Annotated in this window: 24 protein-coding genes, 1 pseudogene, 1 riboswitch and 1 other annotated feature; of the genes and pseudogenes, 16 read left to right on the top strand and 9 right to left on the bottom strand. The window is 39.1% G+C overall.

Translation table 11 applies throughout. From position 1 onward, the window contains the following. Positions 1–18: 18 nt before the first annotated feature. A riboswitch (SAM riboswitch) is annotated at positions 19–131 on the top strand. Positions 132–424: 293 nt separating this feature from the next. Both metK and ACERJO_RS15735 read left to right on the top strand, forming a co-directional pair. Further along, positions 425–1,630, top strand: coding sequence for a methionine adenosyltransferase (gene metK / locus ACERJO_RS15730; RefSeq protein WP_247104627.1), 1,206 nt, complete (start codon positions 425–427; stop codon positions 1,628–1,630). A gap of 166 nt (positions 1,631–1,796) precedes the next feature. Then, positions 1,797–1,946 carry a DUF1540 domain-containing protein gene (locus tag ACERJO_RS15735; RefSeq protein ID WP_081728101.1) on the top strand — a complete coding sequence of 50 codons (150 nt, stop codon included), beginning with the start codon at positions 1,797–1,799 and terminating at the stop codon, positions 1,944–1,946. 112 nt (positions 1,947–2,058) lie between these two features. Here ACERJO_RS15735 and ACERJO_RS15740 read toward each other — a convergent pair whose 3' ends face one another. The 3 genes from ACERJO_RS15740 to ACERJO_RS15750 all read right to left on the bottom strand — a co-directional run bounded on the left by ACERJO_RS15740 (position 2,059) and on the right by ACERJO_RS15750 (position 4,487). Continuing rightward, the gene (locus ACERJO_RS15740; RefSeq protein WP_247104628.1) at positions 2,059–3,195 is read right to left on the bottom strand and encodes a glycosyltransferase family 4 protein; all 1,137 of its coding nucleotides are present in this window, start codon (positions 3,193–3,195) and stop codon (positions 2,059–2,061) included. Between the two features lie 21 nt (positions 3,196–3,216). Further along, on the bottom strand, positions 3,217–3,744 hold the full coding sequence (locus ACERJO_RS15745; protein ID WP_247104630.1) for a phosphatase PAP2 family protein: 528 nt from the start codon (positions 3,742–3,744) through the stop codon (positions 3,217–3,219). A 218-nt stretch (positions 3,745–3,962) separates the two neighbouring features. Beyond that, positions 3,963–4,487, bottom strand: coding sequence for a gamma carbonic anhydrase (locus ACERJO_RS15750; RefSeq protein WP_247104632.1), 525 nt, complete (start codon positions 4,485–4,487; stop codon positions 3,963–3,965). 106 nt (positions 4,488–4,593) lie between these two features. Here ACERJO_RS15750 and ACERJO_RS15755 point away from each other — a divergent pair, with 106 nt between their 5' ends. The 3 genes and pseudogenes from ACERJO_RS15755 to ACERJO_RS15765 all read left to right on the top strand — a co-directional run. Continuing rightward, positions 4,594–5,376, top strand: a complete 783-nt coding sequence (locus ACERJO_RS15755) for an alpha/beta hydrolase (protein WP_373648103.1) — start codon at positions 4,594–4,596, stop codon at positions 5,374–5,376. Positions 5,377–5,479: 103 nt separating this feature from the next. After that, positions 5,480–6,526 carry a tetraprenyl-beta-curcumene synthase family protein gene (locus tag ACERJO_RS15760; RefSeq protein ID WP_308446077.1) on the top strand — a complete coding sequence of 349 codons (1,047 nt, stop codon included), beginning with the start codon at positions 5,480–5,482 and terminating at the stop codon, positions 6,524–6,526. An 815-nt stretch (positions 6,527–7,341) separates the two neighbouring features. Next, positions 7,342–7,883: pseudogene (locus ACERJO_RS15765) on the top strand (transposase); the annotation flags it as partial. A gap of 177 nt (positions 7,884–8,060) precedes the next feature. Here ACERJO_RS15765 and ACERJO_RS15770 read toward each other — a convergent pair. From ACERJO_RS15770 to mnmL, 3 genes are all read right to left on the bottom strand, one after another. Beyond that, positions 8,061–8,624, bottom strand: coding sequence for a beta-class carbonic anhydrase (locus tag ACERJO_RS15770; protein WP_247104635.1), 564 nt, complete (start codon positions 8,622–8,624; stop codon positions 8,061–8,063). Positions 8,625–8,703: 79 nt separating this feature from the next. After that, positions 8,704–9,273, bottom strand: coding sequence for a tRNA 5-(aminomethyl)-2-thiouridylate-methyltransferase MnmM (mnmM, locus tag ACERJO_RS15775; RefSeq protein WP_247104636.1), 570 nt, complete (start codon positions 9,271–9,273; stop codon positions 8,704–8,706). Next, on the bottom strand, positions 9,270–10,235 hold the full coding sequence (gene mnmL, locus ACERJO_RS15780) for a tRNA modification radical SAM protein MnmL/YtqA (RefSeq protein ID WP_373648104.1): 966 nt from the start codon (positions 10,233–10,235) through the stop codon (positions 9,270–9,272). Before mnmL ends, mnmM begins: the two co-directional genes overlap by 4 nt. A gap of 172 nt (positions 10,236–10,407) precedes the next feature. Continuing rightward, positions 10,408–10,628: a binding site (T-box leader), on the top strand. A 126-nt stretch (positions 10,629–10,754) separates the two neighbouring features. Here mnmL and leuS point away from each other — a divergent pair. Beyond that, positions 10,755–13,184 carry a leucine--tRNA ligase gene (leuS, locus tag ACERJO_RS15785; protein WP_247104638.1) on the top strand — a complete coding sequence of 810 codons (2,430 nt, stop codon included), beginning with the start codon at positions 10,755–10,757 and terminating at the stop codon, positions 13,182–13,184. Between the two features lie 304 nt (positions 13,185–13,488). On the opposite strand, the gene ACERJO_RS15790 is transcribed toward leuS, so the two are convergent. Beyond that, positions 13,489–14,757: a BaiN/RdsA family NAD(P)/FAD-dependent oxidoreductase gene (locus tag ACERJO_RS15790; protein WP_373648105.1), complete on the bottom strand. Its 1,269-nt coding sequence runs from the start codon at positions 14,755–14,757 to the stop codon at positions 13,489–13,491. Between the two features lie 414 nt (positions 14,758–15,171). Here ACERJO_RS15790 and ACERJO_RS15795 point away from each other — a divergent pair, with 414 nt between their 5' ends. From ACERJO_RS15795 to ACERJO_RS15815, 5 genes are all read left to right on the top strand, one after another. Continuing rightward, on the top strand, positions 15,172–16,812 hold the full coding sequence (locus tag ACERJO_RS15795; protein ID WP_373648106.1) for a putative polysaccharide biosynthesis protein: 1,641 nt from the start codon (positions 15,172–15,174) through the stop codon (positions 16,810–16,812). Between the two features lie 127 nt (positions 16,813–16,939). Beyond that, positions 16,940–18,094 (top strand): putative lipid II flippase FtsW, encoded by a 1,155-nt coding sequence (gene ftsW, locus ACERJO_RS15800; RefSeq protein ID WP_247104643.1) that lies wholly within the window; start codon positions 16,940–16,942, stop codon positions 18,092–18,094. 32 nt (positions 18,095–18,126) lie between these two features. Next, positions 18,127–19,320: a rod shape-determining protein RodA gene (gene rodA, locus ACERJO_RS15805; RefSeq protein WP_247104644.1), complete on the top strand. Its 1,194-nt coding sequence runs from the start codon at positions 18,127–18,129 to the stop codon at positions 19,318–19,320. A 73-nt stretch (positions 19,321–19,393) separates the two neighbouring features. Further along, positions 19,394–20,071: an NAD(P)-binding domain-containing protein gene (locus ACERJO_RS15810; RefSeq protein WP_247104646.1), complete on the top strand. Its 678-nt coding sequence runs from the start codon at positions 19,394–19,396 to the stop codon at positions 20,069–20,071. Further along, positions 20,068–20,790, top strand: coding sequence for a pseudouridine synthase (locus ACERJO_RS15815; protein ID WP_247104647.1), 723 nt, complete (start codon positions 20,068–20,070; stop codon positions 20,788–20,790). The genes ACERJO_RS15810 and ACERJO_RS15815 overlap by 4 nt, the downstream gene beginning before the upstream one ends. A 35-nt stretch (positions 20,791–20,825) precedes the next feature. Here the strand turns inward: ACERJO_RS15815 and ACERJO_RS15820 are convergent, their stop codons facing one another. Beyond that, positions 20,826–21,044, bottom strand: a complete 219-nt coding sequence (locus tag ACERJO_RS15820) for a DeoR family transcriptional regulator (RefSeq protein ID WP_062047670.1) — start codon at positions 21,042–21,044, stop codon at positions 20,826–20,828. Between the two features lie 259 nt (positions 21,045–21,303). Here ACERJO_RS15820 and pepV point away from each other — a divergent pair, with 259 nt between their 5' ends. After that, positions 21,304–22,722 (top strand): dipeptidase PepV, encoded by a 1,419-nt coding sequence (pepV, locus tag ACERJO_RS15825; RefSeq protein WP_247104648.1) that lies wholly within the window; start codon positions 21,304–21,306, stop codon positions 22,720–22,722. Positions 22,723–22,851: 129 nt separating this feature from the next. Here the strand turns inward: pepV and cysK are convergent, their stop codons facing one another. After that, positions 22,852–23,787 carry a cysteine synthase A gene (gene cysK, locus ACERJO_RS15830; protein ID WP_247104649.1) on the bottom strand — a complete coding sequence of 312 codons (936 nt, stop codon included), beginning with the start codon at positions 23,785–23,787 and terminating at the stop codon, positions 22,852–22,854. A gap of 98 nt (positions 23,788–23,885) precedes the next feature. Here cysK and ACERJO_RS15835 point away from each other — a divergent pair, with 98 nt between their 5' ends. The 4 genes from ACERJO_RS15835 (at position 23,886) to ACERJO_RS15850 (ending at position 26,193) form a co-directional block, all read left to right on the top strand. After that, positions 23,886–24,254: a CidA/LrgA family protein gene (locus ACERJO_RS15835; RefSeq protein WP_247104650.1), complete on the top strand. Its 369-nt coding sequence runs from the start codon at positions 23,886–23,888 to the stop codon at positions 24,252–24,254. Next, positions 24,251–24,937 (top strand): LrgB family protein, encoded by a 687-nt coding sequence (locus tag ACERJO_RS15840; RefSeq protein ID WP_373648107.1) that lies wholly within the window; start codon positions 24,251–24,253, stop codon positions 24,935–24,937. Before ACERJO_RS15835 ends, ACERJO_RS15840 begins: the two co-directional genes overlap by 4 nt. Positions 24,938–24,999: 62 nt before the next feature. After that, positions 25,000–25,887, top strand: a complete 888-nt coding sequence (locus ACERJO_RS15845) for a nuclease-related domain-containing protein (RefSeq protein ID WP_247104652.1) — start codon at positions 25,000–25,002, stop codon at positions 25,885–25,887. A 12-nt stretch (positions 25,888–25,899) separates the two neighbouring features. Further along, positions 25,900–26,193 (top strand): type II toxin-antitoxin system HicB family antitoxin, encoded by a 294-nt coding sequence (locus tag ACERJO_RS15850; RefSeq protein ID WP_247104653.1) that lies wholly within the window; start codon positions 25,900–25,902, stop codon positions 26,191–26,193. Positions 26,194–26,227: the final 34 nt, after the last annotated feature.

Raw genomic sequence — 26,227 nt, forward strand, 5'->3', positions numbered from 1 at the left:
ATATGCCTCGAACGGATACTCTTATCCCGAGTTGGCGGAGGGACAGGCCCGACGAAGCCCAGCAACCATCACTTAATAGCCAAGAGTGAAAAGGTGCTAACCTGCAAGGCATTTGCCTTGAACGATAAGAGGCAAAAGGTAAACATTTACACCCTTTTCCTCTTGATAGGAAAAGGGTTTTTTATTGTATTTGTATGAAAACGCCTTTGGTGAGATACTCTTGAAATGAAAAAGTGATACATCAATCTTATTCATAAATTCATGGCACATGTATGTGTATAAAAAATGAATGATTTGCTGTTTTTCTTATCGTTTCGTGTAATCTTATGAAAGAGATTCCCTTACTTTTTTTGATGGGAATGAGTGCCGTCTCAAAAAAAGCACATCCTAAAAAGGAAGATGTGCCAAGGAGGATATGAAAAGTATGTCAGAATTACAAAGTCGTCGTTTATTTACGTCAGAATCAGTAACAGAAGGTCACCCAGATAAGATTTGTGATCAAATCTCAGATGCCATTTTGGATGAAATTTTGAAAAATGACCCCAATGCACGTGTCGCTTGTGAAACAACGGTTACAACCGGACTAGTATTAGTTGCTGGTGAGATCACAACGAGTACTTATGTTGATATTCCCAAAGTTGTTCGTGAGACGATTAAAGGAATTGGGTACACACGAGCAAAGTACGGTTTTGACGCTGAAACGTGTGCGGTATTAACATCTATCGATGAACAATCTCCTGATATAGCTCAAGCAGTTGATGAAGCATTAGAGGCACGTGAAGGCAATATGACAGATGAGGAAATTGAAGCAATCGGGGCTGGGGATCAAGGCTTAATGTTCGGTTATGCGAATAATGAAACGAAGGAATTAATGCCTTTACCGATTTCACTTAGTCATAAGCTAGCACGGCGCTTAACAGAAGTACGAAAGGAAGAGATTCTCCCTTATTTACGTCCTGATGGGAAAACGCAAGTGACGGTTGAATATGATGAATATGATCAGCCTGTTCGTGTTGATACGATTGTTATATCAACACAGCATCATCCTGAAGTAACGTTAGAACAGATTCAACGTAACCTTAAGGAATATGTCATTAATCATGTAGTACCAGCGAACTTAATTGACGAGAAGACAAAGTACCTCATTAACCCAACAGGCCGTTTTGTTATCGGTGGTCCACAAGGGGATGCTGGTTTAACAGGTCGAAAGATTATTGTTGATACATATGGTGGTTATGCACGTCACGGTGGTGGTGCATTTTCCGGAAAAGATGCAACAAAAGTTGACCGATCCGGTGCTTATGCTGCGAGATATGTTGCAAAAAACATTGTAGCGGCAGGTCTTGCTGATAAATGTGAAGTACAATTAGCATATGCAATTGGAGTGGCTCAGCCTGTGTCAATTTCAATTAATACGTTTGGGACAGGCAAAGTTGTTGAGGAGACACTTGTTTCACTTGTAAGAAATAATTTTGATCTCCGTCCTGCTGGTATAATTAAAATGCTTGATCTCCGTCGTCCTATTTACAAGCAAACGGCTGCGTATGGACATTTTGGACGTACTGATGTTGAGTTACCATGGGAATTAACGGATAAGGCAGAATTGTTAAAAGCAAACGCGGAAATATAATAGAATTTGTTCAAAGAAGCTAACCTTATAAAGAGGTCAGTTTCTTTTTTTATAGTATTAGGCTTGAAAAGTAAGTGGATTTACGGATGATGTGGCTTCATTGAGGAGATGGTGACGTATGTCAAGGAAAAAAGCAGGATAAACTATTGAATAGGAGGTGAACAGAATGGCTCAAGATGTACTTTGTGAAGTGGATAACTGTGTTCATTGGTCTCAGGGGAATAAGTGTGAGGCAGAACGAATTTATGTCGTTAGTCACCGCGAACAAGCGGAGCGTACAGAAGAAACAGACTGTAAAACGTTTAAGCCTCACTAGGAACTAATAGAGAAGTGAAAATACGCCCATCAAGCCCATACTAGCTTAGGGCGTATTTTAGTAACCGTGTTATACCTTTAGTATTGATAATAATAATCAGTTTTATTCATCATTATGCAAGATGTTTTTTCTTGTTGTTTATAAATGCGACATGTTCATATTGTAAGAGCAACTGATCAAAAATGGCTTCCCATGATTGGGTAAGTGCATAGGAACGAGCTTGCTGGGCAAAATGTCGTCGCTTATTAGGGTGTTGAATTAAGTCAGTTATAGCGTTAATAAAGCTTGTAGGAGATTTTGCGTCACATACTATTCCTGTTTTATTATGTTCAACGATTTCTCTTACGCCACCTTGATTCGATACAATAGCTGGTGTTCCTGAAGCGAGTGATTCTAAGACGACATTTCCGAAGGTTTCGGTAGTAGAAGGGAAAATAAATAAGTCGGCACTCGCATAAACAGCAGCAAGCTCTTCTCCTTGTAAATATCCCGTAAATGTAACAGATTCACTGTTAAACTCTTCTTTCATTTCGGATAGGAGTGGTCCGTCGCCTACAATGACCCATTCAATGTGCCTTTTCATTTCACGAGGAAGTTGTCTAATAATCTTTCTCAATGTCGCCATGTCTTTTTCTGGAGCAATCCTTCCAACGTATATAAGTGTATATTTGCTTTTCGAGGTTGAGGGCTTTTGCTTGTTCGGGTTATATAATGAACAATCAACTCCTCGTTTCCATAAATCCACTGAATTAAAACCTTTATTGAGAAGATGTTCTTTCGTTTCAAGTGATGGAACGAAGGTTTTCTCGAAGCCTGAATAAAACCATTTCACATATTTCCAAAGCATATCTGACATAAATAATAATTTATAATAGCGTAAATAGTGGTCAAAGTGTGTGTGGTAAGAACCAACCATAGGAATATGATACTTCTTTCCATAGTACAGTCCTGTTAATCCAATGTTAAATGGAGTTGTAATGTGAATAAGGTCTGGCTTAAATGTTTCGAGACGTTGTCTTAGTTTAATTATGTTTGGAACAGCTAATCTGCATTCAGGATACAGAAAAAAAGGAAAGCTTGTAAAGGCATGTATATTACTTGCGAATGGATTCTCTTTTTCAATGGATTCAGGAACAAATAGTTGATAAGGAATTCCTCTCCGCTCAAGATGATTGACAAACCGGTGTAATGTACGTGCAACTCCATTGACTTGAGGGATATACGTATCTGTAAATAATGATACTCTCATTAAACTCCTCCTTAATCAAGCTTACATAATAGGTAAATGGATCATTAGTGTATAACTTCCAAATGCTGATACAGTACCGAGAATTGCTCCAGCTAATACATCAGAGGGGTAATGAAGTCCAAGAACAATTCTTGATAATCCAACAAGTGCTGCCGCAAAGAACAGTGGAAGAATTAAAATTGGATAGGAAATCATGAATGGTACTATGATCGCAAAGATAGCTGTCGTATGTCCTGATGGAAAGGAATGATCCTTAAAAGGGTTTTCAACTACTGTTACATTTGGTAGTACTAAGTAAGGGCGGTTCCTTGGAATCCTCTTTTTAATCAAGCTCACAACTGTATGGCTTACAATTAAAGCAAATAAGGCAATCCAGCCTGTTCGTTGTAAGGGTCCTGAAGCAAAGATGCTTAAACTTAATGAAAATAGAATGGTAAAGCTTGCGCCACCGAAGTGGGTCACATATTTCATGGTGGAGGTTAAATAGTTTTGTTGATTAAAAAAGTGGAAAAAGGAACAATCCGTTTCATATAAACGTTGTCGATACAAATATGACTCCTCCCTTGTGATTGGCTAATTCGATTGTTACTTACACGTACTTATAGTTTAAAGGTTGATTATTGAGAGAAAATCAAGGAGATGTAAAAGTTATTTATAGATTGTGAAAATGGGGCTGTATGGACGCAAATGATACGATACAGCCCATATAGGTGTAGTGAATCTTCTAACACGCATTACTGTCTGTTGTTTGTAGTAATATGGAAGAGTTAGTCGTTGTTTTGAGGCTCAGAATGCTTGTAATGTTGCCCTTTTTCCACGTACTCATTTCGAATTCTTGTCATGTCTTGAATATCATCCGCAGTTAAATTACGTACCACTTTGGCTGGTCTTCCGAACGCTAACGTATTGGCAGGGATTACTTTACCTTGAGGGACTAAGCTTCCTGCACCGATAAAGGCCCCTTCGCCTATTTCCGCTCCATCGAGAATAATGGAGCCCATTCCAATTAATGCTTTTTGACGAATCGTACAGCTATGAAGCATACATTGATGACCAATGGTTGCATCATCTTCTATGATTAACGGATAAGCGGGGCTTTGGTGTAACATCGATTGATCTTGAATGTTGACTCGCTTTCCTATGATCGTAGGTGACACATCTCCTCTTATTACTGTATGAAACCAAATACTTGTTAGATCACCAATTGTTACATCACCTGATACAATGACCCCATCAGCTAAGTAAACACTATTAGCAATTTTGGGCATTTTTCCTTCATAAGGATAAATCAATAGTATCAACTCCTTTTCGTTTGTAAGAAAAATCGCTATACTTATTGTAACGCAAAGTCATGTTACGATGTCTAACTTTCTACAGACATGCAAAGGAGGCTACATCATGTGGAAATGGGAAGTGGAAGAGCCGAGAGGAACGGTTGTTGTTGTTCATGGTGCTGGAGAGCATCATGCACGTTATGAATGGTTAGCTGAGCGTTTTAATGAACATGGATTTGATGTCATAATGGGTGATTTACCAGGACAAGGACGAACGCGTGGCAAAAGAGGACACATCCCATCTTTTGATTATTATTTAGATACAGTGGAAGAGTGGATTGAGGAGGCGAAAGCTTCTCAGCTGCCAATCATCTTATTCGGACATAGTATGGGTGGTTTAATTGTCATTAGAACGTTGATGGAACGAAAGCCAGCAATGATTCTTGGTGTAATTTTGTCATCACCGTGCTTAGGGTTAACATCACCTCCGCCTAAATTGAAAGAGCTAAGTACTAAGCTACTACACCGAGTTATTCCGACATTTAGTGCTGACTCAGGTTTGAAGACAGAGCATTTAACGAGAAATGAAGAGATTCGTGAACGCTATTCACATGATGAGCTTCGTGTCAAAAAAGTTTCTGTAAGGTGGTACCAAGAATTGATGAAAGCGATGAGACTCGCTCATCGTTACCCAGAAAAACTTCCAGATATCCCTTTGATGGTTTTACAGTCAGGTGAGGATTATGTCGTAAATAAGGAAGAGGTTCGTGCTTGGTTTGATTTGTTACTAACTCAAGAAAAGTATTATAAGGAGTGGGAAGGCTTGTATCATGAATTGTTTAATGAGCCTGAGAGGAAACAAGTGTTTCGTCATGCGATTGGTTTTGTGAATCTTTTATTACCTTAATCACACTTGTATTGAGCCTTCTCTATCTGTGTGCTACTGTATGTAAGGACGAACGATGAACAACTAAACTTATAGAGAAAGAAGGGGTGATCACTTTTTGAGTGTGCCTACAAAACCAATTCCATTGCTATATCGCATATACCGCCGCGTTTTACCTACTGTTCATACATATTACGATCAGTGGAAAGAGCGTGCAAAAGATATTCCTAATGATGAGTTGAGAGCTCAAGCATTAGACGCATTAGATCGAAAAGGATTTCATTGTGAAGGGGGAGGAGTGTTTGGCCTCCTTGCTGATCAAGATCTGTTTGAAGAGTTTATTCAATTTATGATTGCCTATCAATTGATGTGTGATTATCTAGATAATTTATGTGATCAAAGTCCGGCACTTGACCCAAATGATTTTAGACAGTTACATCAAGCGTTATTAAATGGATTAAATCCTGAGGCAAAAGATTGTGATTATTATGCCTATCATCAGGAGAGTAATGATGGTGGTTATTTAAGAGAGCTAGTTGAAACCTGTCAACGACTAGTACAAGCATTCCCTTCTTTTGATATTGCACAGCCTTATATGCTCATGTTAAGTCGCTTATATGGTGATTTGCAAGTACATAAACATGTTATTAAAGAAGAAAGAATTCCAAGACTGGAAAGCTGGTTTTCGAAGCATCAGCATTCTGTACCGACAATGACTTGGTATGAGTTTTCTGCATGTACAGGTTCAACGTTAGGGCTGTATACACTTGCGGCATATTCAACGAGAGAAGGGTTAACTGATCAAATTGCTAAAGAATTGAAGGATGGTTATTTCCCTTGGGTACAAGGTGTTCATCTATTACTCGATTATTTCATTGATCAAGAAGAAGACATTGCCGATGATGAATTAAACTTTTTGTTTTATTACGAGGATGATGATGAGATGATCGAACGTTTTACGTATTTTGTTGAGCAGGCTGAGCATAACGTGCTCTCGTTACCTGATGGGGCGTTTCATCGTATGATTTTAAAAGGTGTTATTGCTATGTACCTTGCCGATGAAAAAGTTCAAACAAATAAGCAGCTAAAAGCTCAGTCGAAACAAATGATTAAAATGGGTGGCTGGCCTGCGCTTATTTTTTATTTGAACAACTGGATGATGAGGCGATAAATGAATGATTTGAAAGCACAGGAAAAGGGGCTGGGACAAATCCCTCCTCTGAAATGAAAAGCCGGTGAAATTTTACTTGACGTAAAATCTCACCGACTTTTATTATTTTGGGCTCTCCTCACATTTCAAGGAATATGTAGCTGCCAAAGGTTCGTTCCATTGCGCTCCAGCCACTCGCTTTCAAGGGCACTGAAAAAGTTTGGTTTTAACTTTTTCAGTGGCTTTGAAGTAATGTGCGTAGTCGTTGCCCGATTTTGAAAGCCTTGCAATGAGTGGGTTTCTCATAGCAAGGCGCGCAACGAGCGGAGCCATTACTCTTCCTTGAGTTACTAGAAAGGACTTTTTTAGTGGCCTCCTCGCTTTCCGCGGGGAGGTGCCGAGTCTCCTCGGCTAGCCTGTGGGGTCTCGCCCTTCCTCTATGTGAGGCCACTGAAAAAGTGCTCGTTTACTTCGGACTTGAAAGGGAGCTTTGCCCTCGTTCCCGGGATGGGGGGCACGCTTTACGCAGGCGGGCATTGAACTAACCGGCTGCGCCGGTGGATTTCAACCTGCCCTTCCCTCCTGCAGGAGTCGGCCCTCCCATCCCGTCCGCTTTGTTGAGAGGTAAGATAGAAATTCCCTACTCTTCAACGATAAAAAGAAAAGAAGAGAAATAGTCTAAAAAGGCCTTTGAGAAAGGAAACTCAAAGGCCTTTTATCTACAGTTTGAAGTTTCATTTTATCAAACACTTCCCTGTCATTTTATTTTATAATTTAGGTAGTACATAGATATCAAATGAAGAAACAATAACACTCAGTCCATATATGGGTATTTAACAGCCTACTCTGAAAAAGACAATATGTTATTTGCAAAAACAAATAACATGAACCTTGTTTCCAAACTACATCCTATCATTACACATGGAACACGAAAAAATGATGAATTCGAATTTAATTAATAAAGATGCCGGGATGTATGTTTGTAAAGCTTGACATATGGCTACTCACAAAAAATATGATGAACGAAAAGGGAAAGATACGAATCCACGAGTCCGATACTTATTTGATGTTGAAAAGTGCAAAATCTGTCCATTTCAAGAAGGGTGTTATAAAAAAGGAGCAAAAACAAAAATCGTATTATGTGACGATTAAATCAGAGGAACATTCTGATCAAGAAGCTTTTCAACAAACAGAAGAGTTTAAAGAAATGGCAAAGTCACGTTATAAAATAGAAGCAAAAAATAGCGAATTAAAAAAGAGACACGGGATAAAAATTGCATCATCCTCGGGTCTGTTTGGTATGCAAATTCAAGCTGCTACCACGATATTTGCGGTGAATCTCAAGAGAATAATAAAGCTTTTGAATGAAAAAGAGTAACAAGTAGCAAAAGAAAAGGCAATTCTCATCCGAAAATGGAGGGAATTTGCCTTTTCTTTTCAATTAAAATCTTATTAGCACGAAAAACGGAAGTTTTTCAGTGGCCTCCTCGCTTTCCGCGGGGAGGAGTCTCGCCCTTTCTCTTGACGCTAGTTATGTCCCAGCTTCTTTTCGTTTTTAAAGTTTGTAGCCACTGCTCACAAGGTCTAGTTTTCCTGTTTCAGGATGAATAACAAGTCCGTGGACTGGAACATCGTCAGGCATTAGAGGATGTTTGCGAACAATGTTTACACTATGCTCAACGCTTTCTTCTACACTTTGAAAACCAGTTAAGAATTTGTCAACATCAACACCAACAAACTCTAAATCTTTGATTGATTCCATATTCACTCCACGAGATTCGGCCATATCGAGAATATTGGACGACTCTAACCCTGCCATCCCACATTGATGATGGCCTATGATCATCACTTCGTCTGCTTTAAGTGCGTAAAGGGCTACTAAAATACTTCTCATCACACTTCCGAAAGGGTGTGAAATTACAGCTCCGGCATTTTTAATGACTTTAGCATCTCCTTGTTTAATGTTCATCGCTGCAGGTAATAAATCATGAAGTCTCGTATCCATGCACGTTAGAATTACTAATTTCTTATCTGGGAATTTTGTTGTTTCATAATGTTTAAATTGTTCAGAAGCTACAAAATGTTCATTATGATTTAAAATAGTTTTTAATAAGCTCACTTACGTTCACTCCTTTTTTTGTATAACAGCTATGATCTGTTCTTCCTATTATTTTTGACAGCCTGTCCATTTGTCAAGGTTATCTTTTTTCAATACCGATGACGTATGGAGGGTTATTCACTTGGTTCATAAATTGATACTTAAGGACATGGGCTGTTTTCTGGTTAATTTGCGTCACGTATGATTCAACAGTTTCCTTTTCTTTTTTGCCTTCTGGGTGACCATGATAAATCACTAATACGATCGTCCCCCCTTGAGGCATTTTTTGCAACAAATCTTTAATCGCCTTAATTGTGGTTGTACCTTGTGTGACGATGCTTTTATCTCCACCTGGTAAGTAGCCTAAATTAAAAATAGCCGCTTTGACTTTGCACAAGTGATCGGTGGGAAGTTTCGTTACGATCTGTTCATGACCACAATGGAAGAGTGTAACCTGATCAAGGTGCTCTTTACGTAACCGCTGTTTCGTTTTGTTGATGGCTTCTTCTTGAATATCAAATCCATAAACATGTCCACTTGCTTCAACGAGTTGAGCAAGAAATACCGTGTCATGTCCATTGCCGACAGTACAATCAATGGCAATATCGCCTTTTTCTAATGTGTTTTCTAGAAGTGTTCGAGCAAAAGGAAGGATTCCTTGTACATTCATTGCTGAAACTCCTTTTCTATTTGATAATATTTACCTTGCCAACTGTTTCGATTTGTTAATTCGGATTCAATGGCATTTAAGACCTTCCACTTATTTAAGCTCCACATTGGACCTATCATTAAGTCTGCAGGGCCATCCCCAGTTAAACGGTGTACGATCATATCTGATGGAAGGATTTCTAATTGATCCACGACTAGGCGAATATATGAATCAAAGTCCATTAATTGAACTAATCCTTTTTCATATTGTTTAACCATCGGTGTTCGTTTTAATAAATGGAGTAAATGAATTTTTATTCCTTGTACATTTAAATGTGCCACTTCTTCAGCTGTTTGCAGCATCATGTCCTCGGTCTCTAAAGGAAGGCCATTAATGATATGACTACATACTCGTATTCCATGCTTTCGTAACTTCTCAACTCCTTCCTTATAGCATTGATAATTGTGGGCTCGATTAATGATTGTTGCGGTTTTCTCATGGACCGTTTGCAACCCTAGCTCAATCCATAAAAACGTGCGCTCGTTTAACTCGGCTAAGTAAGCCACGACATCGTCAGGAAGACAATCTGGTCTTGTAGCAATGGAAAGTCCAACAACTCCTTTTTGTTCAAGAATCTTTTCAAAATAATTTTTTAATGTATCAACAGGGGCATATGTATTGGTATACGCTTGGAAATACCCAATATATTTTCCAGACTTCCACTTTTGATGCATTTTTTCTTTAATTGAATGGAATTGAGTAACTAGATCATCACGTCTGTCACCTGCAAAATCGCCAGAACCACGTTCACTACAAAAGGTACAGCCTCCGAAAGCGACATGGCCGTCACGGTTCGGACAGTCAAAACCAGCATCTAAAGGGATTTTAAAAACTCTTTCACCAAATTGTTGCTTTAAATAATGGTTCCATGAATAAAATCGTTTATCGCCAAAGTGGCTTGGTTTAGTTTGATTAATGCTCATACGAAACTCCTTTAATCAACAAAGTAAATGATCAGCTTTTTTACTGACTCTTTAAACAGTTTATCACGAGCGATTCATGTTTCAAATGCTTATTGAATGTCAATGGCACTAAAGCAATATGCTAGCTTGACAGCACGACTGTGAATTCATACAATACTAGTAAGTTCATAATGCAAGAATGTCGAGAAGGAGTAGTAACGTAAGTTGGGAACTAAGAGAGCTGACGGGTGGTGCGAGTCAGTCGAACAATGATCGTGAACTTACCTTGGAGTTTTTGAAATAGGGTATACATAACCTTTTCAACGGGTTACGTCCGATATACGTTTTGAGCGAATGAATCTATGTATTCATTAATGTGGGTGGTACCGCGGGATGATAACTCTCGTCCCTAACGTCTGTTAGGGGTGGGGGTTTTTTTAGAAGTTTAGATTTTGTTAGCTACAGAGCAGAGCTATAAAAGGCTTATGCATGTAAAGGCTATGAATCGTCGTGGTTAATTTAGATACAGGAGGAACAAAGATGGCATTTTCACATGAGGAAATTGAACGTAAGTGGCAAACGTATTGGGAAGAACATAACACGTTCCGAACGAATGAAGAACAGGGGAACGATAAACCGAAATTTTATGCCTTAGATATGTTTCCGTATCCTTCGGGAGCAGGTCTCCACGTTGGACATCCAGAGGGCTATACTGCTACAGATATATTATCCCGTATGAAACGTATGCAAGGGTATCAAGTGCTTCATCCAATGGGTTGGGACGCATTTGGATTACCAGCAGAGCAATATGCGTTAGATACAGGGAATGATCCTGCGGAATTTACAAAACAGAATATTGACAATTTCCGTAGACAAATTAAAGCTCTTGGGTTTTCATATGATTGGGACCGTGAAGTGAATACAACGGATCCCTCCTATTATAAATGGACACAGTGGATTTTTACGAAGCTATATGAAAAAGGATTGGCCTATATTGATGAGGTTGCGGTGAACTGGTGTCCAGCACTTGGAACCGTGTTAGCCAATGAAGAAGTGATTGATGGAAAAAGTGAACGAGGCGACCATCCAGTTGAACGTCGCCCGATGAAGCAGTGGATGCTGAAAATTACTGCTTATGCAGATCGACTGTTAGAAGATTTAGAAGAGTTGGATTGGCCTGAAAGTATTAAAGATATGCAACGCAATTGGATTGGACGCTCTGAAGGTGCGGAGGTCATCTTTTCGGTTGATGGTCACGCTGATCAAGAAGTAAGAGTGTTTACGACACGACCAGATACTTTGTTTGGAGCGACGTATATGGTGCTTGCCCCGGAGCATAAGCTTGTAACACTTGTTACAACAGATGAGCAGAAGTCTGTTGTAGAAGAATATAAACAACAGGTAGCGGCAAAGAGCGACCTTGAGCGAACAGAGCTATCAAAAGAAAAAACAGGTGTCTTTACTGGGGCATTTGCGGTTAATCCTGTTAACGGTGCAAAGGTACCTATTTGGATTGCTGACTATGTATTAGCAAGCTATGGAACAGGGGCCATTATGGCCGTTCCTGCTCATGATGAACGAGACTATGAGTTTGCGAAGGCATTTGATTTACCGATTCAAGAAGTAGTTGCTGGTGGGAATGTAGACAAAGAGGCATATACTGGAGATGGTGAGCATGTTAACTCCGAATTCTTAAATGGCCTCGGTAAAGAAGAAGCAATTAAGCAAATGATCACATGGTTAGAGGCAAATCAGTATGGGAAAAAGCAAGTAACGTATCGTTTACGTGATTGGTTATTTAGCCGTCAACGTTATTGGGGGGAACCGATTCCTGTTATACATTGGGAAGATGGGACAATGACAACTGTCCCAGAAGAAGAGCTTCCTTTAGTGTTACCAAAAATGAAGGAGATTCGCCCTTCTGGAACAGGTGAATCACCTCTTGCCAACGAAACAACTTGGTTAGAGGTAACCGACCCTACGACAGGTAAAAAGGGGCGACGTGAAACAAATACAATGCCACAATGGGCGGGGAGTTGCTGGTACTATTTACGTTATATAGATCCACACAATGACCGAGTGCTTGCTGACAAGGAAAAGCTAGAAAAGTGGTTACCTGTTGATATTTATATAGGAGGAGCGGAGCATGCGGTACTGCATTTATTGTACGCTCGTTTCTGGCATAAATTTCTTTATGATATTGGTGTCGTTTCAACGAAGGAGCCATTCCAAAAGCTATTTAATCAAGGCATGATCCTCGGTGAAAACAATGAGAAGATGAGTAAATCAAAAGGAAATGTTGTGAATCCTGATGATGTAGTAGAGAGTCACGGTGCTGATACACTTCGCTTATATGAAATGTTTATGGGACCATTAGATGGATCGATTGCGTGGTCAACGAACGGATTAGATGGATCGCGTCGTTTCTTAGACCGTATTTGGCGTTTATATGTAAATGAAGAATCAGGAGAGCTTAGCGATAAAATCCAAGCATCAAAAGGTGAAGAAGCATTCATTCGTGCTTATCATCAAACGGTGAAGAAAGTAACAGAGGATATGAGCGAGCTACGCTTTAATGTGGCGATTTCTCAAATGATGGTGTTCATAAATGAAGCCTACAAGCAAGACCGTCTTCCGAGCGACTTAATGGAGGGCTTTGTAAAAATAATTGCACCGATTACACCACATTTAGCAGAAGAGCTTTGGGAGAAGCTAGGACACGCAGAAACGATTGCATATGAACAGTGGCCATCTTATGACGAAGCGTTTTTAGTGGAAAATGAAATTGAAGTCGTTGCTCAAATAAATGGAAAAGTTCGTTCTAAGCTTGTTATTCCTGCAGATGCATCTCGTGAACGAATGCAAGAATTAGCTTTAGCTGATGAAAAGATTACAGCAGCGATTGGTAATAAATCCGTTCGCAAAGTCATTGCTGTACCAGGTAAGCTTGTGAATATAGTTGTTGGATGAGTGTGAGATGTTTTCCTTATTAAACACACAAAGTTTTTTAAATCCTTATTGTTCTAAAAAGACCATTCTGGATTGGTAATCCAGAATGGTCTTAGCCTGTCGACAAAGTTCCGCAATAGCGAGGTAGTCGATACGCTTTTTTGATTAAAGAGCATGGCCATAATTATTCGCTTCGAATGCGCTCACCTACTTCCCGCGGGTAGCGAAGTATATTTCAGGAGCGGCTTATATGTACCGCTGTTGTGGGGAATTAGGTTGTGGAAATGTTTGTGAGATAATTAAATTCATGTGTGTAATGTGGATATTAACTGTGAACAACTTGTTCTGCAGCGGATTTTCCTGCTGTGTACCCTGTGGAAAATGCAACAGTAATGTTATAGCCTCCTGTGTAGCCGTGGATATCCAGAACTTCTCCACAGAAGTATAGCCCGTGCATCTTTTTTGAATGCATCGTTTTTGGTTCCACCTCTTTAATCGAAACCCCTCCACCAGTAACAAACGCTTTTTCAATCGATAGCGTACCATTTACTTCGAATGAAAAATGCTTACATTCTTGAGTGAATGCTCTCAACTCATCATGAGCAATCGCTTGGCTGTCAGCATTCAAGTCAATGTTACTTCGCTCAAGCAGAAATTGAAGCATTCGTTCACTAATAAAGCCTTTTAACACATTTTTGACGGCTTTTTTCGGAGCAGCTTGCATGAGTTTCAGAACCATTTGAAATAAAGCCTCTAGTGACTCGTTAGGAAAGAGATCGATTTCCATTTTAATGGAGGGTGTTTTTCCTTTTTTGAGTTCCTTTACGACATACTGGCTACATCGTAATACGGCTGGCCCCGATAGACCGAAGTGTGTGAAAATCATATCACCATCATGTGTCTTTATTTTCTTTCCTTTATGATTAAGAACAGAAAGATGGACATCTCGTAAGGATAAGCCTTGTAGTGTTTTATTCTTTATAAATCGTTCATTAGAAGTAATTGGGACCTCTGTCGGGTATAGATCGGTGATCGTATGACCAGCTTTTGTTGCCCAAGGGTAACCATCTCCAGTGGAGCCGGTGTGTGGAACTGACTTTCCTCCTGTTGCGATAATAACAGAGGAAGTGTATAGTTTTTCTCCTGTTGATAGTTGAACGTAATCGACAGCACCTTCTACATATTCTATCGTTTCAACGTGAGTATTTGTCCGAATGGTTACGCCGAGTCGATAAACTTCACGTAAAAGCGTTTCGACTACTGTGGTCGCTTTGTCATTAACGGGAAACATGCGCCCGCGGTCTTCTTCTTTTAACGCGATACCAAGCCCTTCAAAAAAAGCTATAATGTCTTCATTGTTGAAAACAGAAAAAGGACTGTACATAAATCGTCCATTCCCAGGGATATGGGCAATCAGGTGGTCTGTTTCCATTCGATTTGTAACGTTACAACGTCCACCACCTGAAATCGCTAGTTTGCGTCCGAGTTTACTTCCTTTATCGATAAGCAGTACGTCGGCACCGTATGTTGCAGCGGCAATAGAGGCCATTAGACCAGATGGCCCACCACCAATGATAATGACATCTTGTTTCACTTCTACACCTCATCTCATACAAAGAATAAAGAAGTATACCAATTTATGAAACGGAAAGCAAGCACGGGGTATAAATTAATTACAAAGAATGTTAGAATTTTGCAACCTTTTAGTTAAGCACTAGACTTGACTCTATGGTAAAATGCAAAGGAGTCTTTAAAAGTAAATGTTAAGACGAGGAACGTTATATGGATTTAAGAATAGAAGCTACTTGCTTTTTTCTTTATTTATAAAATTCTAAAAGATTAACCAAAGTGGGTGTAAGAGAATTCAGAGAAGGGCGTCGGCTTGCACGTTACACTTAATCTGAAAGAAGTTCACTCTCCGATTAACTCAAACCCGTGAAACGGCTACGCACGATGCAATTAAGAAAAGACTGCTATGCAGCTTTTCTTAGGGAAAGAAGGTATGACGATGTCTGATCAAAAGTTATTGCGCGGCACAATGCTCTTAACAGCTGCGACAATGATTTCAAAAGTACTTGGTCTCATTTATATTTTTCCGTTTACAGCTATCGTAGGCTCAACTGGGGTAGCATTATATAATTATGGTTATCTCCCTTACATGGTTTTGCTTAGTTTGGCAACTTTAGGAGTACCTTTAGCGATTTCAAAATTTGTTTCAAAATATCATACATTAGGTGATTACCGTACAGGTCATCGCTTGTTTAAGTCAGGAATCATCGTTCTATCCATAACAGGATGTGTCGCTTTTCTATTATTATTTCTGTCTGCACCATCTTTAGCTCCTCTTATCGTTGATTCTTCAGATCTTCGCGGAAATACACACGATGATATTGTTTTTACGATTCGAATGGTGAGTATTGCCTTAATTATCGTTCCTATTATGGCTGTAATCCGTGGGTACTTCCAGGGCTTTCAATCAATGGGGCCAACTGCTGTCTCACAAGTGATTGAACAGCTCGTTCGTATTTTCTTTATCCTAGTTGTGACTTTCTTAATCATACAAGTGATGAATGGCGAAGTAGGTACGGCAGTTGGATTTGCAACATTTGGAGCATTTACAGGTGCGATTGGTGGTTTAATCGTATTAGTGATGTATTGGTTTAAACGAAGACGGTTTATCTATGAGCAAATTGATAAAAGCACCGTCGATCATCAGCTTTCCTATAAAGAGATGTATAAAGAGTTAATAGCGTATGCTCTCCCTCTTTCGTTTGTTGGTTTAGCTTTACCTCTGTACCAAATAATTGATTTATTTACGTTTAATCATACACTAATGGCTAATGGGATGGATCAGGTCGTATCTGAGACGTATTTTGGTGTGTTTTCAGGGACAGCCCATAAAATTATTCTCATCCCTATGGCTTTAGCGACTGCTTTATCTGTGACGTTGATTCCAACGATTACTAAATCATATACGAGCGGTGATCAACAAACGTTACAGAAACAGATTACGCAAACTTTTCAAATCATTCTCTTTTTAACCATACCAGCTGCAGTAGGGCTATCTGTACTTTCTTATTCAGTTTTTGGGTCTTTATACGGACTAGAGGATCTTGAAATAGGTGGTTATATTTTACGGTATTATGCACCAATCACTTTATTCTTTGCACTGTTTGCTGTAACAGCAGCCATTTTACAAGGGCTTAATAAACAGAAATATGCTGTCATCGCGTTAGCAGTAGGTTTATTCGTTAAGCTATTAACAACTCAAGTGTTACTTTCTTGGCTTGGTCCAATAGGGGGAGTTTTCGCAACCTATTTAGGTTATATAACTTCGCTTGCTGTTACGATCACAGCGATTGGAAAATACGCTCAATTCCATTATGGATTTATTATGAAAAGAGCACTCCTTATTTCAATCTTCTCGTTTATAATGGCTATAGGCGTGATTGTCATTAACCTTGGGATGCGACAAATGCTGGAAGAGTTGACACGTTTAGCTGAGTGGGGAATTTTGCTTTTAGGGACAGGAGTAGGTTTTGTTATTTTTATGTTCCTATCTTACCGCTCTCATTTAGCAGGACAAGTATTAGGAAATCGTTTTCGTTTCTTGAAAAGAGAAAAGGCAAAACAACAGCAAGGTAATTAGTGGGCATTCGACAAGTGTTGCTAATGATATCCTCTTTTGCTCTTTTTTCGCCTTTGATATAATAAAGGAATAGCTCACAATAATCTTGAACAGAAATGGTAGAAATAGGGTGTAGTTGGAGGATGCGATGAAATATTCATTTCGAAAAGATAATGATTGGTTCTTAATAATAACTGTATTCCTTCTTACGATATTTGGCCTTATTATGGTCTTTAGTGCAAGCTATGTATTTGGAATCGCAATGGAAACACCAAACCCATATTATTTTATAAAACGACAATTACAATGGTTTTCTCTTGGAGCTTTCTTTTTCTTTGTCGTCATGCATGTTCCTTTTCGGTTATATAAAAAGCTATCACCATTGCTTATTATCTTATCACTCATCGCACTGGCACTCGTCCTAGTACCTGGAGTAGGCTATACTGTCAATGGAGCAACAAGATGGATTCGGATTGGATCATTTCAAATTCAGCCTTCGGAAGTGGTCAAAATTGTGATTATTATTTATTTGGCACAGGTGTATTCACAAAAGCAAGCATACATCGATCAATTTATTCGCGGTGTCATGCCACCACTTATCATTGTAGGTTTTATATTTGGTCTCATTATGCTTCAGCCTGATTTAGGAACGGCGACGTCCATTATGCTTGTGGCAGTCATCATTGTTTTCTTTTCAGGTGCAAAATGGTGGCATTTATTAAGTTTAGGTGTTGTAGGTGGATCTTTGTTCGCTGCTTTTTCAATGTCTGAGGACTATCGCATAAGACGATTAACTTCTTTTGTTGATCCTTTTGCTGATCCGTTAGATTCTGGATTACAATTGATTCAATCGTATATTGCGATTGCTCATGGTGGAATAAGTGGTACGGGTCTGGGACAAAGTGTGCAGAAGTTATTTTATTTACCTGAGCCATTTACGGATTTTATTCTAGCTGTTATCTCTGAAGAACTAGGTCTTCTAGGCATTTTATTCGTTTTAGGAGCACATGCTCTAATCTTGTTTCGTGGGGTCATGATCGGGACACGATGTAAGAACCCGTTTGGGAGCTTGTTAGCATTTGGAATTGTCTTTCAAATTGCGATTCAAGTAGTGTTTAATGTTGGTGCGGTAACGGGTCTATTACCTATTACAGGTATTCCCCTTCCGCTCGTTAGTAATGGAGGTTCATCCTTGTTAGTTACTTTAGTCTCTTTGGCGATTTTAGCCAATATTTCTCGCTACAACATTCGGCAACAACGTTTAAATGAAAATAAAGATGACGTCCAGCTTTCTGCTTCATAAGTAAGATTGCTGCTCTATAGATGGAGGGTCAAATGGAAGAAAGAAAGACACCTTTTCAACAGATCGATTATACGCTACTGTTTTTAATGTTTGTTTTAATGTGTATTAGCTTGTTAGCGATTTATAGTGGGGTTTCTGGTTCTACTCAATATGCCTTGGTTCCTTCTGCTGTCGTTACACAACAATTAGTGTTTTATGTAGCGGGTTTTATTATCATGATTGGGATGCTATTTGTCGATTATGATTTGTTTAAGAGCTTCTCAATCCCATTATATTTCATAAGTTTAATTTCTTTAATATTAGTATCTTTCACACCTTTAGGAGTGCATAGAAATGGGGCAACTCGCTGGCTAGATTTAGGCTTTGCGGAGCCACAGCCGTCAGAAATTATGAAGATCGTTCTGATTATCATTTTGGCACACATGTTATTTAAGATTACCCATAATCGTGTGTCTAAAGATTTGAAGTCAGATCTTGTTATTGTTTTTAAAGTGTTAGCGGTCGGGTTGCCACCTTTTTTCCTTATTTTGCGACAACCTGATTTAGGAACGGCTCTTGTTATTGCTAGTGTGATTGCAACGATGCTACTATTGTCGGGGGTTGCGTGGAGGATTTTGCTTGCACTTGGGCTATCAGCAGTTGCCGGGTTGTTAGGGCTTATTTATCTCCATAATACGAATTATGAATTGTTTTCAAAATTTATTGCTGGTCATCAATTAGATCGTATTTATGGTTGGTTAAATCCTTATGAATATCAAGGAAGCTTCGGATATCAGCTCGTTACGGCTATTCGTGGAATTGGCTCGGGGCAATTGTATGGAACTGGCTTCATGCAAGGAGTGCAAACACAAAGTGATACGGTTCCTGAAATTCATACTGATTTTATTTTTACTGTCATTGGAGAAGAATTTGGGTTCTTTGGAGCCGTTATTTTAATAGTGACGTATTTCTTATTATTTTATCGGATGATTATAATTGCCCTTACGTGTAACAATTTGTTTGGAACGTATTTAGTTTCAGGAGTGATCGGCTTACTTGTTTTCCAAGTTTTTCAAAACATTGCGATGACGATTGGATTAATGCCGATTACTGGCTTGGCACTCCCTTTTATTAGCTATGGGGGAAGTGCTCTCATTACGAATATGATTGCAATGGGAATTGTTTTGAATGTTAATATGCGAACGAAGCACTATATGTTTGAATCTGATGAAAATAGTTTGTCATGATAAGAGTGAACGCACGTTAACACGGGTATAGATAGAAGAAGTTGTGAAGTGAAAAAAATGAGGAGGGATGATCATGAAAGTAATCATTGGTTCTGGAAGGTTAGCAACATTGCTTATTGATCGAGTCAATCGTTCAGAGACAATCGGGGTGTATGGACGAAACGAAAGTAAGATACAATCGTTATTAGCAAGGTATTCCCATTTAACGAAAGTCTCTATCGAACAATTAAAAGTCGCTGATGATATCTTTCTTTGTATCCCTGCCTCCAGCTATCAGGCTTTTTTTAAAGAAGCGAATCCTTTTTTAAAAAAAGAGGCGACGCTTTACCATATGGCAACTGCGTTGATGAAGGAAGATGTTGAAGAGATGCTGCAAGGACAAGCTGTGCTTCCATTAAAGTTTGCTGGTCATGCGATTCAAGCGACATATGATCAAGGTGGTACGCTCGTTCTCGAGAAGCAATGGAGTGGAAAACGAGACTGGATCAATCAGTTATTTCCTCTCATGCAAGTTGTCATTGGAACAGAAGAAGAGGTTCTGATGGCTAACACGCTTGCAACGAAAGCAGCGATCGAAATGGCTATGACTGTTGAGAAGGAATTAAAGAAAAAAGGTATCTCAGATGATATTTCTTCACAAATGCTCAAACAAGTAGTTCCTGGTGTTTTAAACAGTTATTTATCAGGAGATCTTGGTCATTTTGCTCGTACATTTGTAAATGAAGTGCAAAAAAAGGTGGATCATCAATGAGACTTGATAAATTATTATCCCATACAGGCTATGGAACAAGAAAAGAAGTGAAGAAGCTTCTGAAAACAGGTGCTGTAAAAGTGAATGCCAATTTTGTGAAAGATGCGAAAACGCAAGTTGACCCACAAAATGATACAGTGAGCGTCTATGATGAAACCATTTATTATCAACCGTTTATCTATTTAATGTTAAATAAACCAAAAGGGGTTATCTCGGCGACAGAGGATCATCATCACCAAACCGTTGTTGATCTGTTGGAGATTGATGATCAGCGATATGACCCATTTCCGGTAGGACGTCTAGATAAAGATACAGAAGGATTATTACTGTTAACAAATGATGGTCAATTTTCTCACTCGCTTATGTCTCCTAAGAAGCATGTTAAAAAGACGTATATAGCTGAAGTGGATGGGCAAGTAACCGATAAGGAAAAACTCCTTTTTCAAAAAGGTGTGGAATTAGATGACGGTTATTGGACAAAGCCTGCAGAGTTAACCATTTTAAAAGCAGGTGAGGTCTCAATAGTACAATTAACGATTACTGAAGGAAAGTATCACCAAGTCAAAAGGATGTTTGAAGCAGTGGGGAAGAAAGTAATGGAATTAAAACGAATACAGATTGCTAACTTACGGTTAGATGAAACGTTGGAATTGGGAGGATATCGTGAACTGCGTGAGGATGAATGGCCTCTCCTATTTAATGATCATACTAACCAATAAAAACCAGAGGATTTCGTTCCTCTGGTTTTTATTGGCTACGATACGCGGATTTTCTTATTCGTGACCGTCCATTTCCCACGACTGGGGCTCTCAACGAGCTTGTTGTATTCAAGGACGTTTAAATCACGTTGGATGGTACGTTGAGTCGTTCCGAACTCTTCAACTAGTTCATTCGTTGTGACGGCCCCCTTTTGTTTGATGTAAAGGTAGATAGACTTAATTCGAGTCAGCATACGATCAGTTGAAGTTTTCAAACAACCACTCCTTCTTCTTAATCATGACTTTGTTAAGTAGAGTCTATGTAATAGAAGCTCCTTTCATGACGCTTATTACATGGACGAGGGAAACAACATCGACATTTAGGGACAGTTGCAATTTACTTTTAAGAAAGGTATCGTTAAGTGGTTCTTTGATTTATACACGTGTAGAACCTTTCATTAATTACATTTTACAATAGACAAGATAAATAAGCAAAGCGAAGCACTACATAATTGTTTAAATGGGGGATATGATGTGAATTGGCGAGAAGAAGTGAACAAACGGAAGGAACAAATTGTCGAAACAGCTAGAGCATTTTTGCAAATTGAAAGTGTTCTTAACGAATCGACTGCGACTGAATCGACTCCATTTGGCAAGGGAATTGACGAAGCATTAACGTATTTATTACAACGAGGTAAGGATTTTAATTTATCAACCAAAAATGTTGATGGCTACGCTGGGTTAATAGAGTATGGTCATGGAGAAGAAAGTGTCGGTGTGTTATGTCATATTGATGTAGTGCCAGCTCAGTCAAATGGTTGGCAAACGCACCCTTTTGCTGCAGAGGTGAGAGATCAGGCTATTATTGCTAGAGGAGCTATGGATAATAAAGGACCGACGATTGCATCTTTCTTTGCATTAGTGTTATTAAAGGAATTAAGACTAGAGGTGAACAAGCGAGTTCAATTAATTATCGGTACGGATGAGGAAAGCCACTGGCGTTGTGTTGAGCATTATTTTAAGCAAGAAGAAATGCCAGTGATTGGTTTTGCTCCTGATGCGGATTTTCCGATTATACATGCTGAGAAAGGAATCATTGATGTGATACTATCACAGTCTAGACAAGTAAATAATCAGCCTCCGCCTAACTCTACTATCAAGTTAGTTCGCTTTACTGCTGGTGAGAGAATGAACATGGTACCTGATGAAGCAGTTGCCTTACTTGAAGGGAATCTTACACATTTAGAAATGATTAAAGAGAAATATGAGCACTATTTGCAAGATGAAGGATTAGATGGAATGGCTCGATTGAAACAGAGCAACATAGAACTCACCTGTTATGGCAAGGCTGCTCATGGATCAACACCAGAAGTAGGAGTAAATGCTGGAGTTGAGCTTGCATATTTCTTAGTTCATCAAGGTAATCTCCAAGATGAAGTAAGTCGATTTCTCTCAATTGTTTCAACGATGAGACATGACTACAATGGGAAATCCTTAGGCATTGATATGAAGGATGAGGTCTCAGGAATGTTAAGTGTGAATGCAGGCTTAATCACCTATCAAGCGGATGGAGATGCGCAATTAGGCTGCAACATTCGCTATCCTGTAACGAAAGATGGTGATGTTCTTATCAATAAGCTCACAACGCTTGCAAATGAGCAAAAGCTCAATTGTCGGATTATTGATCATATGAAGCCAAGCTATGTCGAGAAAGATGATCCGCTTATTCAAACGTTACAGGCCGTTTATGAGCGTCACACTGGTGAGAAAGCTGAGCTTCTAGCAATTGGTGGTGGAACGTATGCCCGATCTTTGCACAAAGGAGTCGCATTTGGCCCATTGTTCCCTGGAAGAAAAGATCTAGCACATCAGAAAAATGAAGAAATTCTAATTGAAGATTTGTTGAAGATGACGGCGATTTATGCCGATGCTATGTATGAGTTAGCCAAATAATACTTATGTTATGAGAAAGCCGCAACATAGAAAGTGCCTGGCTCTGTTTTAACGTTTAAAAGCCTAATGAGAAGTGTGGGTCTTCTCATTAGGTGTTGACGCTATTAATGATCGAACGCTAAGAAAGAACTAACTTTCGAAATCAAATAGATCTGTGGATAAATATCGTTCTCCAGTGTCACAAGCAATGGCGACGACCGAATCTTGTGTTGTGAGCTTCTTAGCGATTTGCAGTGCTGCATAGCAAGCTGCACCTGAGGAAGGGCCGACAAGAATGGCTTCTTCCCGTGCTAGGCGAAGCGTTATGTTATAGGCATCTTCGTCTTCTACATTATGGATCTGATCGTAGACATCTTCATTTAAAATAGGTGGTACAAATCCTGGACTAGTCCCTACAAGCTTGTGGGGACCAGGCTTCCCTCCTGAAAGAACAGGAGAGCCAGCTGGTTCAACGACATGGATCGTTGACTGCGGGTACATTTTCTTTAATTCTTCGCCAGTACCTGTAATCGTTCCGCCTGTGCCAGAAGCTGCGACAAATGCGGAAAGTGACTGGCCAATTGAATCAAGACTGTCTTTAATTTCAACTGCTGTTGTATGGCGATGGGCATCAGGGTTTGCACTATTTTCAAATTGCATCGGAATAAAGCTATTTGGGATCGTCTTAGCTAGTTCATTTGCTTTTTGAATAGCACCGGGCATCTTTAGATCACCATCTGTCAAAACAACTTCGGCACCGTATGCTTTTAACAAGTTAATTCGTTCTTGTGACATCGTATCAGGCATGACTAGAATGGCTTTATAGCCTCGAGCAGCGGCATTCATCGCAATGCCAATACCAGTATTGCCGCTAGTTGGTTCAATAATTGTGGAATTAGGCTGAATGAGGTTGTCTTGTTCAGCTTGTATAATCATTTGATAGGCAGCGCGGTCTTTAACACTCCCACTTGGGTTTTGCATCTCCATTTTTAAATATACAGCTGCCCCATTTGGGTCAGTGATGCGGTTTAAGCGAATTAATGGAGTTTGTCCAATTAGATCGGCTATATTATTTACTACCTTCATGATGGGTACACGTCCTTTCCTGTCAAGAAACTTCCTATAGTGTATCATAATCGCGCTTTTAGAATAAAGATATCTTTCGCTATCAATTCGGAGGGAATATGAAGTATTTACAAACGACTTTGCAATTATCCATTTTCATTGTTATTTATTATCTGGGTGTTTGGATACAACAATTATTTTCATTGTTTATTCCAGGGAGTATTATTGGGATGACGCTATTATTCTTAGCTTTATCAATTGGTCTCATTCCACCAAAGTGGGTCGAACAGGGTGCATCTTTAATGCTTAAGCACCTACCTTTGTTATTTATACCAGTAACCGTAGGAGCATTACCGTATTTGCCTTTGTTTAAAGGAAGAGCTGCTCTCTTATTACTCATTGCTCTTATAAGTACAGCTATCGTTATGACTATTTCTGGTTTCATTTCACAGCGAATGGTAAGGAAAAAAGGAGATGAACTAGCTTGATTGTAGGTGTGACGTTATTTGGTTTTAGTTTGACTTTGCTAGCGTATATACTTGCAAAAGCAGTGTATAAAAGGATTCGAATTCCTTTTTTACTACCTGTATTAACGGCGACTGCTAGTATTATGATTCTTTTAACGGTTTTCAATGTTTCCTATGAAACGTATTATATTGGAGCGCAGTGGTTTGACCATTTGCTAGGGCCTGCTGTCGTTGCGTTAGCATTACCGCTTTCTCGACAACTACCTTTAGTTATCAAATATTTGCGGACGATTTTAGTCAGTGTTAGTATTGGAGCAGTTATTGGTGTTAGTACGGGACTTTTATTAGCTGGTGAACTTGGAGTCAAAGAAGAGTTACAATTATCAATTGTCCCTAAATCAGTTACGGCTCCTGTTGCAATGGATGTTGCTGCTTCACTCGGAGGGGTACCTGCATTAGCTGCGGTCTTTGTTGCGGTAGCAGGAATTGGAGGCTCCGTTATCTCATCTTATATTTTTCAATTAGCTCACATTCATCATCCTCTTGCTCGTGGAATCGGTCTTGGGTGTGCTTCTCATGCTATTGGAACAGCAAAAGCGTTAGAATATGGTGAGCAAGAAGGAGCGATTAGCTCAATTGCGATGACGATAAGTGCAATCGTTGTTTCCATTATTGCTCCTTTACTCGTCTTTCTATTATACTGAAGGAATATGGAATTATAATGTTATGAAGGGTTTAGAATAGATGTGGGGTGGGAGGGACGTAAGTGGCTCATTTAATTAAATTAAAGGATTATTCGTCACGCTATCAATTTGATATTCAACGATATCCTAGTCAGTATACACGCTATAAGAAGGAAAGATGGTATTATTTAAAAACAGAATGGGATCAACTCCAATTTGATGAGGACAGAGAGAACCAAGAGCAGGTAGTGGATCATAATCGACTTCGCTCTTTTTTCACTAAATTTATAAGATGGGGACATTCTATTATACCAGATGTCAATTCTTCTGATAGATCTGCTCAAACGTTAGATGATGTGAAAAAGCAGTACGCTCATGAATTGTTCAAGATGCAAATTAAATGGGCGACGTCAATGAAAACAGGAGAATTACATGTGGATGAAGACTTTGAACAGGACGAATGGCTACGGTTCTTTGCGCAACAAATTCCAGATAGCTATTTCTTATTGTATCATCCAGTGTTTCTTTATAAAAAGGCAGAAATTGATTTAGATATCGTTCTTATTAGCCCATCAGAAATATGGTGTATTACGATTTTAGATGGAAAAGAACATAGTGTATTTGAAGCACGGTCAGGTCGTTATTGGTTTGAGTACATTGATAAAACGAAGAAGCAACGGATTAATCCACTTATTACATTAAAGCGGATGCGTGCTGTTATTGAAGAACGTTTAAAGGAGTCGTCAATGACATTTTCGATTAAGCAGGTTGTTCTTTGTCGTAACGGAATGATTGATTATAAATTGCAAGGAACGAATGTGGAATTTATTGATAAGCGTGAATTTAATAAGTGGTTGGAAAGGTTACAGAACCATCCATCTCCGATCAAACATAATCAAATGCAAGTTGCTACATTATTATTAAATGAATGTGTTGATAAAAAAGAGAATGAAGAAGAAGAGAAAGAGTAGGGGGAAGTTTGTTTGAAGTATAGACCGAGTGATTTCCATTGGAATATACGTAAGGTTTGGAACTGGATGGGACAAAGGGAGATTATGATTGAAATCGTTGATCTTGACAATTGTGTTTCATTTGGTCGAACTGTAAACGATGCAAAAAATGATTTAGAAGAGGCGCTTTACCAATGGATTAGAAAGAATGGTATGGATCGGCTTCCTGAAGTAAGAGATACGGCTCAGTTGATTTATATCGAAAAAGAGATGGAGAAAGAAGAGTTCGATAGGATTAACGAGGAAATTAAAGAAATGAAGCTTTAAAGAGGCTGTGGGATATGTATTCCCCAGCCTCTTT

This window comes from Halalkalibacter sp. AB-rgal2, from assembly GCF_041821005.1.
Taxonomy (GTDB): Bacteria; Bacillota; Bacilli; order Bacillales; family Bacillaceae_D; genus Halalkalibacter.